The 15,455-nt window shown below is 54.2% G+C and carries 9 protein-coding genes; 6 read left to right on the top strand and 3 right to left on the bottom strand.

Annotation, left to right across the window (positions count from 1 at the left end; translation table 11 throughout):
• Positions 1–3 precede the first annotated feature (3 nt).
• Together rcsD and rcsB are read left to right on the top strand one after the other, a co-directional pair.
• A complete protein-coding gene (rcsD, locus tag PMI17_RS10900) occupies positions 4–2,667 on the top strand; it encodes a phosphotransferase RcsD (protein WP_036620921.1) in 2,664 nt (887 codons plus the stop codon).
• Between the two features lies 1 nt (position 2,668).
• A complete protein-coding gene (rcsB, locus tag PMI17_RS10895; protein WP_007889370.1) occupies positions 2,669–3,319 on the top strand; it encodes a response regulator transcription factor RcsB in 651 nt (216 codons plus the stop codon).
• Positions 3,320–3,359: 40 nt separating this feature from the next.
• Here rcsB and rcsC read toward each other — a convergent pair whose 3' ends face one another.
• Both rcsC and gyrA read right to left on the bottom strand, forming a co-directional pair.
• Entirely contained in the window at positions 3,360–6,212 is a 2,853-nt protein-coding gene (gene rcsC / locus PMI17_RS10890; RefSeq protein ID WP_007889368.1) for a two-component system sensor histidine kinase RcsC, read from the bottom strand.
• A gap of 163 nt (positions 6,213–6,375) precedes the next feature.
• Positions 6,376–9,015 (bottom strand): DNA topoisomerase (ATP-hydrolyzing) subunit A, encoded by a 2,640-nt coding sequence (gene gyrA / locus PMI17_RS10885; protein WP_007889365.1) that lies wholly within the window; start codon positions 9,013–9,015, stop codon positions 6,376–6,378.
• Positions 9,016–9,191: 176 nt separating this feature from the next.
• On the opposite strand from gyrA, the gene ubiG reads away from it, so the two are divergent.
• The 4 genes from ubiG (at position 9,192) to yfaE (ending at position 14,188) form a co-directional block, all read left to right on the top strand.
• Positions 9,192–9,917 carry a bifunctional 2-polyprenyl-6-hydroxyphenol methylase/3-demethylubiquinol 3-O-methyltransferase UbiG gene (gene ubiG / locus PMI17_RS10880; protein WP_007889361.1) on the top strand — a complete coding sequence of 242 codons (726 nt, stop codon included), beginning with the start codon at positions 9,192–9,194 and terminating at the stop codon, positions 9,915–9,917.
• Between the two features lie 538 nt (positions 9,918–10,455).
• Entirely contained in the window at positions 10,456–12,741 is a 2,286-nt protein-coding gene (nrdA, locus tag PMI17_RS10875) for a class 1a ribonucleoside-diphosphate reductase subunit alpha (RefSeq protein ID WP_007889359.1), read from the top strand.
• A 53-nt stretch (positions 12,742–12,794) separates the two neighbouring features.
• On the top strand, positions 12,795–13,925 hold the full coding sequence (gene nrdB, locus PMI17_RS10870; RefSeq protein ID WP_007889356.1) for a class Ia ribonucleoside-diphosphate reductase subunit beta: 1,131 nt from the start codon (positions 12,795–12,797) through the stop codon (positions 13,923–13,925).
• A 2-nt stretch (positions 13,926–13,927) separates the two neighbouring features.
• Positions 13,928–14,188, top strand: coding sequence for a class I ribonucleotide reductase maintenance protein YfaE (yfaE, locus tag PMI17_RS10865; protein ID WP_007889353.1), 261 nt, complete (start codon positions 13,928–13,930; stop codon positions 14,186–14,188).
• Positions 14,189–14,221: 33 nt separating this feature from the next.
• Here yfaE and PMI17_RS10860 read toward each other — a convergent pair whose 3' ends face one another.
• The gene (locus PMI17_RS10860) at positions 14,222–15,418 is read right to left on the bottom strand and encodes a nicotinamide mononucleotide deamidase-related protein YfaY (protein WP_007889351.1); all 1,197 of its coding nucleotides are present in this window, start codon (positions 15,416–15,418) and stop codon (positions 14,222–14,224) included.
• Between the last annotated feature and the right edge of the window lie 37 nt (positions 15,419–15,455).

Raw genomic sequence — 15,455 nt, 5'->3', positions numbered from 1 at the left:
ATGCTGCCTTATAAATTTCCTCTGACATCCGGCAATGTAACGCGCTTTTTCGTGGTGTTTAATCTGGTGCTTTTTCTGGCGCTCGGCGCGATGGTGCATAACAGCGTCAATGCCTGGATTACTGAGAAGCGCTATGCGATGACTGATTTGGCGCGCGCCATGCAGAAACGCATCGATGCGTCGCGCTTTGCTACCTGGCAGATCTATGAAAACCTCGCCACCAGCGCCGCCGGATCGTCGCCGAACAGCAATCTTCAGGAAACCCGCCTGCGCCCGGATGTCTACTATCTGGAAAAAACCCGACGTAAAACGGAAGCGCTGATCTTCGGTTCGCACGACGGCAGCACGCTGGATATGACCCTGCGCATGTCCAACTATCTGGATACGCTGTGGGGCGCAGAAAATCCGACCTGGTCGATGTACTTCCTTAATGGTCAGGACAATAGCCTGATCATGATCTCAACGTTGCCGCTGAAAGATATGGCAACGCGCTATAAAGAGAGCGCGATCAATACCATGGTTGATAGCCGCCGCGCGGAGATGTTGCAGCAGGCCAATGCGCTGGATGAGCGTGAAAGCTTCTCGCCGCTGCGCCATTTTGCCTGGCAAAACGATCACTACTTTACGCTGCGCACCACCTTTAATCAGCCGGGCCATTTAGCCACGGTGGTGGCGTTCGATCTGCCGGTTAACGATTTGATTCCGCGTAATATGCCGCTGGAGAACTTCCAGTTGCGGCAGGACGCCACGCAAACCTCAACCACCACCAATAGCGACGATACCAGCAGTGAAACCACGCACGTAGCGCTGGTTAATCCCAATCTGGAGATCGCCGCTTCGCTGCCGAGCACCTCATTACAGCTGGTGTATCGCGTGCCGCTCACCAGCCTGGCGCTGGATACGCTGCATAACCTGATGTGGCCGCTGCTGATCAATCTTGTGCTGTTTTTACTGTCGATTGCCGGCATTACGCTGCTGCGTCAGCAATCGCTGCGCCCGAATGAGAACCAAAGCGCCGAGCTCGATTCCCTGCGCATGCTGAACGAAGAGATTGTTGCCAGTTTGCCGGTTGGCCTGCTGGTGTATGACTTCGCCACCAACCGCACGCTGCTCAGCAATAAGATCGCGGAGCATCTGTTGCCGCACCTCAATCTGCAGAAAATCATCAATATGTCCGATCAGCATCAGGGCGTGCTGCAGGCGACCATCAATAATGAAGTGTATGAGATCCGCCACGCGCGCAGCGTGTTATCGCCGCATACGCAGCTGTTTATGATGCGCGATCAGGACCGCGAATTGCTGGTCAATAAGAAGCTGCAGAAGGCGCAGCAGGTGTTAGATCGCAACCACCAGATGCGCCAGCAGCTGATGCATAACCTTGGACACGCACTGAATCGTCCGCTGCAAAGTATGGTCACGCAGCTGGTGCAACTTAGCCAGCGTGATGATGACGAGAGCGTGCTTGATCTGCTCGACGAAAGCCAGGGCCTGGCGCGCCTGGTCGATGACATCGTGCTGCTCAATCGCCTTGAAGCGCATGATTGGTCGCCGGATGCCAGCGTGTTCAATCTGCAGGATATGCTGGATGAGATCGCGCTGGAAAGCCTGCCGCTGTTGCGCCGCAAAGGCCTGGCGCTGGTGATGAACAACCATTTAGCCAACGACGAAATGCGCTTTGGCGATCGTCGTGCGCTGCGTAAAGTGCTGACCACGCTGATGCATTACTCGCTCACCACCACCCGCTGGGGCAAAATTACGCTGGAGATTAAGTCCAGCGAAGAGAAGCCGAATCAGGTGCTGCTGCAACTGGTGGATACCGGCGCCGGCTTGAGTGTCGACGAACTGGCGAATGTCGATTTCCCCTATCTGGGCGAAACCACGCAGGACCGCTTCGGTCAGGCATCTGGCATGGCATTTTTCCTGTGTAAGCAGCTGTGTAAACAGATGGGCGGGCAGCTCGAGATCATCGCCAAACCCGATATCGGTACGCGCTACAATATTCAACTGCCGCTGGCATTAGAAGAACAGCAAGGTGAGCAGGAAGAGAAGCTGCTGGAAGGTGTCACCGCGCTGGTGGATATCGCCGTTGAAGACGTACACAAAATTGTGTGTCGCCACCTGGAAAACTGGGGCGCCAAATGCCTGACTTCGGACGAACGTTTGACCGGTCAGGATCATGATGTGCTGGTGACCGACGATCCCGCGCGCCTGAACGGCTGGGCGCTGTTACTGGCCGGTGACGAGATGGGCCATCACGCGTTGAACGATCGGCAATTCCGGGTCAACTTCAATCTCAGTAATGCGCTGCTTGATGCGCTACTGGCCCTGATTGAAAAGCAACTTTCTCATGACTTGATGGAGGAGAGTAGCGAAGATGAAGCAGCCACGCCGCTAATGAGCGGAGGCTATTTCCAGCTGTTTACCGAGACAGTACCGCCAGATGTGAAGAGACTGTATACTGAAGCGGCGGAAAAGGATTATCCCTCGCTTGCTCAGACAGCACATCGCCTGAAAGGCGTGTTTGCCATGCTCAATCTGGTGTCAGGTAAACAGCTTTGTGAAGCGTTAGAACAACACATTAAAGTATGTGACGATTTAACCATTAAAAATACCACCAGTGAAATTGACGCTTACGTCAGCCAACTGCTGCAGCAAGGTAACCAATAAGATGAATAACTTGAACGTAATTATTGCCGATGACCATCCGATCGTTTTGTTCGGTATCCGTAAGTCGCTGGAACAGATCGAATGGGTTAACGTTGTAGGTGAGTTTGAAGACTCAACAGCATTAGTAAACAGCTTGCCCAAACTGGACGCCAACGTCCTGATTACCGACCTCTCGATGCCAGGCGAGAAATACGGTGACGGTATCACCCTGATCAAATACATCAAACGTCACTATCCGGATCTCTCGATTATCGTTCTTACCATGAACAATAACCCAGCGATCCTGAGCGCGGTATTGGATCTGGATATTGAAGGGATTGTCCTGAAACAAGGCGCACCAACCGATCTGCCTAAAGCACTGGCTGCTTTACAGAAAGGTAAAAAATATACGCCGGAAAGCGTGGCAAAACTGCTGGAGCGCATCAGCGCCGGTGGTTACGGTGACAAGCGTTTGTCGCCGAAAGAGAGCGAAGTGCTGCGTCTGTTCGCCGAAGGTTTCCTGGTAACTGAGATTGCCAAGAAGCTGAACCGCAGTATCAAAACCATCAGTAGCCAGAAGAAATCAGCGATGATGAAACTGGGCGTGGAAAACGATATTGCGCTGCTGAACTATCTCTCTTCTGTTAGCGCTACTCAGGTCGACAAAGAGTAATCCTCAACAGGCGGCGCTTCGGCTCCGCCTGTTTTTCGCTTTACCCTTCCCTGCCTTTCCTGACGCGTTCCGCGTATACCGCCAGCGTGCTTATCAGTACATCCAGCGTCACAGGTTTCGACAAGCAGTTATCCATTCCTGCTTCCATACAGCGCTGCTTCTCTTCCGCCAGTGCATTCGCCGTTACGCCAATCACCGGGAACGTATGTCCTAACTGACGCAGACGTTGTGTCAGGCGATAACCATCCATATTCGGCATATTGACGTCGCTCAGCACAATATCGATGTGGTTGCGGCTCAGCACATTCAGTGCATCCACCCCATCCTGCGCCGTTTTGGTCTGATAACCGACGGTGCCCAGCTGCTCTGACAGCAGCATACGGTTGATAGGATGGTCATCCACGATCAGCACGATAATATCTTCAAAGGTCGCCGCCTCTTTTGCTGCCACCAGCTGCAGCGGCGCGGCGGTTTCGCTATTGATGTTGATGCGATAGATGCGGCCCAGTAACTGTGGCAAATCGTGTAACATCGCGCTGCTTTGAATCCAGCGACCGGGCTCCGTTTCATGCGGCATATCGATGTGCTCACCGCAGATGCGAATACGCGCGCGCCCGCTTGGTGCGGGAAGCTCATCATGATCGCTGATGATCACATCATCGCTTGCCGCCTGGCCGTGGTAATAAGCCACCTGAATACCCTGCTGCTGCAGCAAGCGCAGCAGGAAGCTGGCGAGATACTCATTGCGCATATCCAGCCAGATAGCTTTTTCCTGCAAGCCATCCAGCAGCGGTGGCGCCGCGAGTTGACCGGAATAGATGGGAATCCGCACCACAAACTGGCTGCCCATGCCCGGCTCCGAATCAACTTCGATATCACCATCCATCATGTTGATGAGTTTTTCACAGATCGCCAGGCCAAGCCCGGTTCCCTGGAAATTACGCTGCACGCCCGATCCCACCTGGAAGAACGGATCGAACAGACGCGTCACCTCTTTGGCCGGGATGCCTACGCCAGTATCACGCACGCGGAACGCCAGATAGCCCTCTTTCACGTAAGCATGCAGAATGATGCAGCCGGTGTGCGTGAACTTGATGGCATTGTTTAGCAGGTTAGAAATCACCTGCTGCAGACGCATGGCATCGCCATCCATCGTCAGCGGCACATCGTTCTCGATAAACACATACAGCGTCAGCCGCTTGCGTACCACCAATGAGAGATAGTTGCTGGCGATGTGATTGACCACCTCGCGTGGAGAGAACGGATGCGGTTCGATTTTCAGCTGTTCAGATTCGATTTTTGAGAAGTCGAGAATGTCGCTGATGATTTTTAACAGCAGGCTTGACGAGTTATTCATCGCTGTCACCAGCGAATCCACTCCTTTCGGCAACACTTTGGTCTGCAGCAGATCGAGGTTACCGATGATGCCGTACAGCGGGGTACGCAACTCGTGGCTGACGGTGGCCAGGAACATCGATTTCGACTGGCTTGCCTGCTCGGCAGAGTGCGCCATCTCCTGTAGCGATTGCTCCATGCGTACGCGCGCCGAGACATCCACCAGCACGCAAATTGCTACGTTTTCATTACGGTAGCGTGAATGCACGAAGCTAATTTGCAGGTTGGTGTTGCTGCCGGTCAGCACATCAACAAAGTTGACCTGCTGACCGCCGATAATTTCGTTCAGCCGCTGGCGATCTTCCTGCGTTAGCAGCGTCAGATAGTTGTGCGCCAGCTCATTACTCAAAATGTTGGTACCGTCGCTGGTGCGCAGAATGCAAATTCCTACCGGCGCAGAAGCGACAATCTTGCGGTTAAACTGTTCATGCTCTTCCAGCCGATGCGCATTCTCTTCTGCCGGCAGGAACATACGGCGCTCAAATATCCACGCCAGGGTGAATAAAATCACTGCCGTGAAGATGTTAAGCAGCAGCGCGTTTATCAGCATCAGCTTAAGCTGATCCATTAATACGTTGGTCGACAGTGACCACACCACATTGAGATTCGACGGCGGCAACGGTTTTTTCAGCACCAGCTGGCGATAGCTGTCGAGATAGCCAAACCAGGTGTTGTTATCCGGCAGATCGTCCAGCGAATAACCCGGCCCGCCGCGACGCGAGCTGATCAGTGGACGATAGTTTTCATCGGTGATGGTCGCCACCAGCGGTAAACCGCCAGGCTGAATAAACTCATCCAGACGGATATTCTGCTCTACGCCCAGCAGCGCCTGCAACTTGTTGGCCACATACACCGGCATCACCATATAGAAGTTGCCTACGCCCGGCTGCGCACTGCTGGTAATCCAGTACATCGGTTGGCGGCGCTCTTCTTCATTGCCGTTGCGATAGTGCAGCACGCGCTCGCGCAGCGCTTTCAGACTGCGTTCGCGATCGACCGTATTGTTGCTGCCGATGGTGAAATCTGCCAGACACTGATTTTCGCCACCGATGAAGAACACGCGGTTCAATTCATACGCCGAGGCGAAATTGCTTTTCCAGTAATTGATGTAGTAGCTGAGCGAATCCAGCGAGTTGCGCCAGGTGTTGCTCATTGAGGTGCAGTCACCATCGGAAAATAGCGGCGTGAACTGCGGCAGCGTCCCTTTGCCTGGCGGTAAGCCGTTGATCACATCCAGACCGTTAGCGCTGCTGCTCAGGCGATTTTCGGTGATGTATTTCAGTTCGCGCATCACATCCGCCGAGTGGCGTATATACCACTCCATCTGCCCGTAATTGGTGGCAAACTCCTGACGAACCGCGTTTTCTTTCTCATGCAGCACGTTAATGATGTAGAAAGTGGTCAGCAGCGCACCCAGCGCCCAGAGCAGCAACGCCAGCGCACGAAACAGATAGCGCGAAATACGGAGCGTGGTGCGAAAGGAGACGAGATATTTCAAAAGAGGCTCACTGGCGGCAAGGGGTTATCAGGATGTTGAAAAACTCTCATACACTAGCTTTATCGGCCCTAAAAAGCCAGTTGGCGTGCGCCGTTAGCGTAAAACTCAGATAAAAAAACGGCAGGTCAATTTACTGACCTGCCGTTTTCAACAACCTTACGGATTACTCTTCGTCGTCCGCTTCCGGCGCTTCGTCATCGCTGTCCACTTCCGGCGCGATGTCTTCTTCGCCTTCCGCTACGCTGCCGTCGATGGCGTCGAGTTCTTCCTCTTCCACCGGCTCGGCAACACGTTGCAGACCCACAACGTTTTCATCTTCCGCGGTACGGATCAGAATCACGCCTTGGGTGTTACGGCCAACCACGCTGACTTCCGACACGCGGGTACGCACCAGCGTACCGGCATCGGTGATCATCATAATCTGATCGCCGTCCACCACCTGTACCGCGCCGATAACCGGGCCGTTACGTTCGGTGACTTTAATCGAGATGACGCCCTGCGTCGCACGCGACTTGGTTGGATACTCGCTGTTGGCGGTACGTTTACCGTAACCGTTCTGCGTCACGGTGAGGATCGCGCCCTCTTCACGTGGCACAATCAGCGACACCACTTTGTCGTTGGCGGAGAGCTTGATACCGCGCACGCCAGAGGCCGAACGGCCCATCGCACGTACCGCAGTTTCAGCGAAGCGCACCACTTTACCGGCGGCAGAGAACAGCATCGCTTCGTCGCTACCGTTGGTTAACGCCACACCAATCAGCTCATCATCCTCACGCAGGTTGATGGCGATGATGCCCGCGCTACGCGGACGGCTGAACTCCTGCAGCGCCGTTTTCTTCACGGTACCGCTAGCGGTTGCCATGAAGATGTTGAAGCCTTCCGTGTATTCACGCACCGGCAGAATGGCGGTGATACGTTCGTTGGCTTCCAGCGGCAACAGGTTGACGATTGGACGACCGCGCGCACCACGGCTGGCTTCCGGCAGCTGATAGACTTTCATCCAGTAGAGACGGCCACGGCTTGAGAAGCACAGAATGGTGTCGTGGGTGTTGGCCACCAGCAGACGATCGATAAAGTCTTCTTCTTTAATACGTGCGGCTGATTTGCCTTTGCCACCGCGGCGCTGGGCTTCGTAGTCGGTCAACGGTTGATATTTGACATAACCCTGATGCGACAGCGTGACCACCACATCTTCCTGATTAATCAGGTCTTCGATGTTGATATCGGCGCTATTAGCGGTGATTTCAGTACGACGTGCGTCGCCGAACTGATCGCGCATCAGCACCAGCTCTTCACGGATCACTTCCATCAGGCGCTCAGCGCTCTGCAGGATGTAAAGCAGCTCAGCGATCTGATCCAGCAGCTCTTTGTACTCGTCGAGCAGTTTTTCGTGCTCCAGGCCGGTCAGTTTCTGCAGGCGCAGATCCAGAATCGCCTGGGCTTGCTGCTCGGTCAGATAATATTGACCATCGCGGATACCAAACTCGGCTTCCAGCCACTCCGGACGCGCGGCATCGTTCCCGGCACGTTCCAGCATGGCGGCAACGTTACCGAGATCCCACGACTGTGCCAGAAGGCCCAGTTTCGCTTCCGCTGGCGTTGGTGCACGACGAATCAGTTCGATAATCGGATCGATGTTCGCCAGCGCAATTGCCAGGCCTTCAAGGATGTGGGCACGATCGCGCGCTTTGCGCAGTTCGAAAATGGTACGGCGCGTCACGACTTCACGACGATGGCGCACGAAGGCTTCAATGATGCCCTTCAGCGTCATGATCTTCGGCTGGCCCTGATGCAGCGCCACCATGTTGATACCGAAAGAGACCTGCAGCTGCGTCAGTGAGTAGAGGTTGTTGAGAACCACTTCACCGACCGCATCGCGTTTGATCTCAATGACAACACGCATGCCGTCTTTGTCAGATTCATCACGCAGTGCGCTGATGCCTTCAACGCGCTTCTCTTTCACCAGCTCAGCAATCTTCTCGATCAGGCGCGCTTTATTCACCTGATACGGCAGTTCGTGAACGATGATGGTTTCACGGCCGGTCTTGGCATCGGTTTCTACTTCGCCACGTGCGCGGATGTAAATCTTGCCGCGCCCGGTGCGATAAGCCTCTTCGATGCCGCGACGACCATTGATAAACGCCGCCGTCGGGAAGTCTGGCCCGGTGATGTGCTCCATTAAGCCTTCAACGGTGATGTCTTCATCTTCGATGAAAGCCAGACAGCCGTTGATCACTTCCGTGAGGTTGTGAGGCGGAATGTTGGTCGCCATACCTACCGCGATACCGGAAGAACCGTTTACCAGCAGGTTAGGAATTTTGGTTGGCAGGACTTCAGGAATCTGCTCGGTGCCGTCATAGTTCGGCACGAAATCGACGGTTTCCTTTTCCAGGTCAGCCAGCAGCTCCGAGGAGATCTTCGCCATACGCACTTCGGTATAACGCATCGCTGCAGCGGAGTCGCCGTCGACCGAACCAAAGTTACCCTGACCGTCAACCAGCATGTAGCGCAGGGAGAACGGCTGGGCCATACGTACAATACTTTCGTATACCGCGGAATCGCCGTGCGGGTGATATTTACCGATGACGTCACCGACCACACGGGCGGATTTTTTATAGGGTTTATTCCAGTCGTTACCCAGTTCGCTCATGGCAAAAAGCACACGGCGGTGTACCGGCTTCAGACCATCACGCACATCGGGTAAGGCTCGGCCAACAATGACCGACATGGCGTAATCGAGGTAGGAGTTTTTTAACTCTTCTTCGATATTGACCGGTGTAATTTCTCTCGCAAGGTCGCTCATGGAGCCGCTATCCCTCTACATAATCCCGGATTTAAAGGTGCGAAAGTATATCACATCGCTTCCCTTCGGTGAACGTAAACCAGGGCTTAATCCCGCTTTTCCTTCGCCGTCAGAGATGCGCTCACAGCGCTTAAGCGTTTATACTGAGGGAATATTTTGTCTGGAGTGATGATTCAATGAGTGAACAACCGCAGGAAAGCCGCCAGAACGTGGACCACGCCGAGATTGCTAAGTTTGAGGCCGTGGCATCCCGCTGGTGGGATTTAGAAGGTGAATTTAAGCCGTTGCACCGTATCAATCCCCTGCGGCTTGGCTGGATTGCGCAGCACAGCCATGGCCTGTTTGGTAAGAAAGTGCTGGATGTCGGCTGCGGCGGCGGCATTCTGGCTGAAAGCATGGCGCGCGAAGGGGCTGAGGTAACCGGACTGGATATGGGTGCGGAGCCGCTGGAAGTGGCGCGTTTGCACGCACTGGAGAGCGGCGTTAACGTCAATTACGTGCAGCAAACCGTGGAAGACCACGCCACAAGTCACGCCGGTCAATATGATGTGGTGACCTGCATGGAGATGCTGGAGCACGTACCGGATCCGCGTTCCGTGGTATTAGCCTGCGCGCAACTGGTAAAACCGGGTGGTGAAGTGTTCTTCTCCACCATTAACCGTAATCCCAAAGCCTGGTTGCTGGCGGTGTTTGGCGCCGAATACGTGCTGCGCATGGTGCCGCGCGGCACCCATGACGTGAAGAAGTTTATCCGTCCTGCTGAATTGCTGAACTGGGTGGATGAGACGCCACTGCGTGAGAGAAATATGATTGGCCTGCACTACAACCCACTTACCAACCAGTTCCGACTCGGTCGTGGCGTTGATGTCAATTACATGATTCATACCCATCGTCAGGATTAACCAACCGGGTGCGCATCAGTGCGTACCCTGCGAAGATTCTCGCTGCTATTGTCAGGTCGTCGTATAGGGCGACCTGCTATCCAGATCAATTTCCTTTTAGACGCGCCCCGGCCTTTTTTATAGGCTGAACAAGTCACAAAAAATTCATAAGCAATTTTAGATAAGTTCGCTGCTGGCGGCCTTGTCAGGGCTTTTTTGGCCTAAGAAAATTCCTGAACCGCAGTTGTTGCACAAGAAACACGCGTCCGATCATAAAGTGAAAAAAAAGTGCTTAACTGTTGACACTAAGTGCAGGCCTTGCGGCACGCGGATCCAGGATTTTAGCCAGCCGCTAAGGACGATTTTTTAGTGAAAATCAACTCTTGTTAAGAAGAGATTGCTGACTAGAATACTCACCATATTGTTGTTCAAACTTCCCGCACCCCCTATATATAGTGTTTATCCACAGGCTTACTCACAACGAGCGGCTTGTGCATAGACCTTGTGCATAGATGGGGGATAAATACGTCATTCATGCATGGACAGGTAAAAACGCGACATGAACCAAAGTCTGCTCGTTACTAAACGCGATGGCCGCCAGGAGCGCATTGATCTCGACAAAATTCACCGTGTACTGGATTGGGCAGCCGAAGGGCTGAACAACGTTTCAGTTTCACAGGTTGAACTGCGCTCACACATTCAGTTCTACGATGGCATCAGAACCTCTGATATTCATGAGACCATCATCAAGGCTGCCGCAGACCTGATCTCCCGTGATGCGCCAGATTACCAGTACCTGGCCGCGCGTCTGGCTATCTTCCACCTGCGTAAAAAAGCTTACGGCCAGTTTGAACCGCCGAAGCTGTACGATCAGGTGGTGAAGATGGTTGAGATGGGCAAATATGACCGTCATCTGCTGGAAGATTACAGCACCGAAGAGTTCGAGCAGATGGACGAGTTCATCGACCATTGGCGCGACATGAATTTCTCCTACGCCGCGGTTAAGCAGCTGGAAGGGAAATATCTGGTGCAGAACCGCGTCAGCGGTGAAATCTACGAAAGCGCCCAGTTCCTCTACATTCTGGTGGCGGCTTGCCTGTTCTCGGGCTACCCGCGCGAAACCCGTATGGATTACGTGAAGCGCTTCTATGATGCGATCTCGACGTTCAAGATCTCGTTGCCGACGCCGATCATGTCCGGCGTGCGCACCCCAACCCGTCAGTTCAGCTCTTGCGTGCTGATCGAGTGCGGCGATAGCCTCGACTCTATCAATGCCACCTCCAGCGCCATTGTGAAGTACGTTTCACAGCGCGCCGGTATCGGCATCAACGCTGGCCGCATCCGTGCGCTGGGTAGCCCAATCCGCGGCGGCGAAGCGTTCCACACCGGCTGTATTCCGTTCTACAAGCATTTCCAGACCGCCGTGAAGTCCTGCTCGCAGGGCGGCGTGCGTGGTGGTGCCGCTACGCTGTTCTACCCAATGTGGCATCTGGAAGTGGAAAGCCTGCTGGTACTGAAAAACAACCGTGGCGTTGAAGGCAACCGCGTGCGTCACATGGATTACGGCGTACAGATCAACAAGCTGATGTACACCCGCTTGCTGAAAGGCGAAGACATCACCCTGTTCAGCCCGTCTGACGTGCCTGGCCTGTATGACGCGTTCTTCGCCGATCAGGACGAGTTCGAGCGTCTGTACACCAAATATGAGAAAGACGACAGCATCCGCAAGCAGCGTGTGAAAGCAGTTGAGCTGTTCTCACTGATGATGCAGGAACGTGCTTCAACTGGCCGTATCTACATTCAGAACGTCGATCACTGCAACACCCACAGCCCGTTTGATCCGAGCATCGCGCCGGTTCGTCAGTCGAACCTGTGCCTGGAAATCGCGCTGCCGACCAAACCGCTCAACGATGTGAATGACGAAAGCGGCGAAATCGCCTTGTGTACGCTGTCGGCCTTCAACCTGGGCGCGATTAACAGCCTAGACGATCTGGAAGAGCTGGCGACACTCGCAGTGCGTGCCCTTGATGCGCTGCTGGATTATCAGGATTACCCCATCCCGGCAGCCCAACGCGGCGCCATGGGCCGTCGTACGCTGGGCATCGGCGTGATCAACTACGCCTACTACCTGGCGAAAAACGGCGTGCGTTATTCTGATGGCAGCGCCAACAACCTGACGCACAAAACCTTCGAAGCGATTCAGTATTACCTGCTGAAAGCCTCGAACGAACTGGCGAAAGAGCAAGGTGCTTGCCCGTGGTTCAAAGAGACCACTTATTCGCAGGGCATTCTGCCAATCGATACCTATAAAAAGGATCTCGATGTGGTGTGCAACGAGCCGCTGCATCTGGATTGGGAAGGTCTGCGTGAGTCAATCACCACGCACGGTCTGCGCAACTCTACGCTCTCTGCGCTGATGCCATCCGAAACCTCTTCACAGATTTCGAACGCGACTAACGGTATCGAACCACCGCGCGGACACATCAGCATCAAAGCATCAAAAGACGGCATTCTGCGTCAGGTGGTGCCAGAGTATGAGCGTCTGAAAGATCAGTACGAACTGCTGTGGGAAATGCCGTCCAACGACGGTTATCTGCAGCTGGTTGGCGTGATGCAGAAGTTTATCGATCAGGCGATTTCGTCGAATACCAACTACGATCCGAGCCGTTTTGCCAATGGCAAAGTGCCGATGAAACAGTTGCTGAAAGATCTGCTGACCGCCTACAAATTTGGCGTGAAAACCCTGTACTACCAAAACACCCGTGATGGTGCGGAAGATGCACAGGACGATCTGGCCCCTTCCATTCAGGATGATGGCTGCGAAAGCGGCGCATGTAAGATCTAATCTCATCTTGTCAGGGCCGGCAACGGTCGGCCCTCTTCACATTTGGACTCAAAATGGCTTACACCACATTCTCGCAGAACAAAAATGACCAGCTGAAAGAGCCGATGTTCTTTGGCCAGTCCGTCAACGTTGCCCGTTTCGATCAGCAGAAATATGACATCTTTGAAAAGCTGATTGAGAAGCAGCTCTCCTTCTTCTGGCGTCCGGAAGAAGTCGACGTGTCGCGCGATCGTATCGATTACCAGGCGCTGCCAGAGCATGAAAAGCACATCTTTATCAGCAACCTGAAGTATCAAACGCTGCTGGATTCGATTCAGGGCCGTAGCCCGAACGTGGCGCTGCTGCCGCTGATTTCCATCCCTGAGCTGGAAACCTGGATTGAAACCTGGGCGTTCTCCGAGACCATTCACTCGCGCTCTTACACCCACATCATCCGTAATATCGTGAACGATCCGGCGGTGGTGTTTGACGATATCGTCACCAATGAACAGATTCTGGCGCGCGCGGAAGATATCTCGAAGTACTACGATGACCTGATCGAGATGACCAGCTACTGGCATCTGCTGGGCGAAGGCACGCATCAGGTGAACGGTAAAACCGTCACCGTTAATCTGCGCGATCTGAAAAAACAGCTCTATATCTGCCTGATGAGCGTCAATGCGCTGGAAGCGATTCGCTTCTACGTGAGCTTCGCCTGTTCATTTGCTTTCGCCGAGCGTGAGCTGATGGAAGGTAACGCCAAAATCATTAAGCTGATTGCTCGCGACGAAGCGCTGCACCTGACAGGCACCCAGCATATGTTGAACCTGCTGCGTACCGGTGAAGATGATCCAGAGATGAAAGCGATTGCCGCCGAGTGCCGCGACGAATGTTACGACCTGTTCAAGAAAGCAGCCGAGCAGGAAAAAGAGTGGGCAGAGTATCTGTTCAGCGGCGGTTCGATGATCGGCCTGAATAAAGACATTCTGTGCCAGTACATCGAGTACATCACTAACATCCGTATGCAGGCCGTTGGCCTAGACCTGCCGTTCCAGACGCGTTCGAACCCCATTCCATGGATCAATTCATGGCTGGTATCGGACAACGTGCAGGTTGCACCGCAGGAAGTCGAAGTGAGCTCGTATTTGGTCGGTCAGATTGATTCCGAAGTAGGCGAAGACGATTTCGACGGTTTCCAGCTGTAATTATGAGTCGTTCTGTTGTTATTCTGCGTAGCTCCGGCTCCCGGCTGGAGTGCGCAGAAGATCACCCTAATCTGCTGGCCACGCTGGAAGCGAATAATCTTTGCGTGGAGTTTCAGTGTCGTGAAGGCTATTGCGGTTCTTGCCGCCTGCGCTTGCTGAAAGGCGAAGTGGATTATGCGGAGACCCCGTTGGCGTTTGTGCAGCAAGGCGAGATTTTGCCGTGCTGCTGTCGCGCTAAAGGGGAGATTGAGATCGAGTTTTGAGTTGTTGGTCGCCATAAATGGCGACCCTTCGAATCAACGTTTCACTGTTTCCAGCACATCAATCCAGCCGTGTCCGGTGCTGACTTCGCTGCCGTGCATCCAGCGACGCAGCATATTCATCGCCATCATCGCCACCACTTTTTGTCGCGTCTCTGCGTTATGACGACCATGCATGAACTTGACGCGTTGACCCCAGTTCGCTTCCGGCGTGTGCAGTGCGATTGACACTTCACCCTCTTCCAGATTTCCGACAGATAACGCCAACGCGCAACCCTGTTGCTGCGCCCAATCACGCGTGCGCGCAACCTGCGATTCCAGATCTTCATCCTGAGCTGGCAGGATCTCCGCCTTGCTGAGCGCTACGTCCGCGGCCGCCAATTGCCAGTGAAGTAAACCTGCGGTGAACTGCTCGCTCAGCGCCAGACGGAAGCCACGATCCTGCAGTTCGCGCGCCAGCAGCGCCGGCAAACCTTCGGTGCCCTCAAAGATAGTGCATTCAGCCAGCAACAGTTTTACCTGCTGCCACACCTGCTCCATCGCCACGCGCTGATCGGCTGGCCCGGTAAGTTTGATCTCGATAATCGGCATTGATGAGCGATACCCCATCACCACACCTTCCGGCAGCGGTAATGGCTCGAGCTCGGCGGCAATATCACTTTCTCCGCGCCCAAAAGTGGTGAGGCGTAAACACAGCGGCGGCTCAGGCAACGCAAAGCGCGCTTTGAGACGCGGAATGATCTCCTGCTCGACCATCACCTTAAATTCCGACGGTACACCCGGCGTGAAGAAAATCCAGCAGCGATTGAGCTGCAATGCAAAGCCACATGCGGTGCCGACCGGGTTATCCAGCATCTCAGCATTTGCCGGAATTTCTGCCTGCTTGCGATTGCTCGGCGCCATAACGCGTCCGCGACTGGCAAACCAGGCTTCCATTTTCTCCAGCCAGGCTTGTTGAATCACTAATTCACTACCGCTGGCGGCGGCGGCGGCCTGTGCGCTGAGATCGTCGCTGGTCGGTCCTAAACCGCCATTGACAATCAGCACGTCGGCAATCTGGCTGCGGCTTTGCAGCGCTTCGACCAGCGACGTCATCGCATCACCGACGTTGCTGCGGCTGGTCATCGGTAATCCGTGCTGGAACAGCACATCGGCTAACCATGCGGCGTTGGTATCAACTATTTGCCCATGTAACACTTCATCGCCCGTTGAGAGCATTTCTACACGTATCACGTTGCGTTCTCCTTATCCCTGTCGTTTTACTGTAGGA

The organism is Pantoea sp. GM01, assembly GCF_000282675.1.
In the GTDB taxonomy this organism is placed as follows: Bacteria; Pseudomonadota; Gammaproteobacteria; order Enterobacterales; family Enterobacteriaceae; genus Pantoea; species Pantoea nemavictus.
Note: the sequence above shows the minus strand (reverse complement) of the source record. Positions and strands in the feature narration are given on the sequence as shown.

Coding starts and splice junctions, on each gene's coding strand:
- rcsB (WP_007889370.1), top strand. CDS start 2,669: ATGAATAACTTGAACGTAATTATTGCCGATGACCATCCGATCGTTTTG.
- gyrA (WP_007889365.1), bottom strand. CDS start 9,015: ATGAGCGACCTTGCGAGAGAAATTACACCGGTCAATATCGAAGAAGAG.
- ubiG (WP_007889361.1), top strand. CDS start 9,192: ATGAGTGAACAACCGCAGGAAAGCCGCCAGAACGTGGACCACGCCGAG.
- nrdA (WP_007889359.1), top strand. CDS start 10,456: ATGAACCAAAGTCTGCTCGTTACTAAACGCGATGGCCGCCAGGAGCGC.
- nrdB (WP_007889356.1), top strand. CDS start 12,795: ATGGCTTACACCACATTCTCGCAGAACAAAAATGACCAGCTGAAAGAG.
- yfaE (WP_007889353.1), top strand. CDS start 13,928: ATGAGTCGTTCTGTTGTTATTCTGCGTAGCTCCGGCTCCCGGCTGGAG.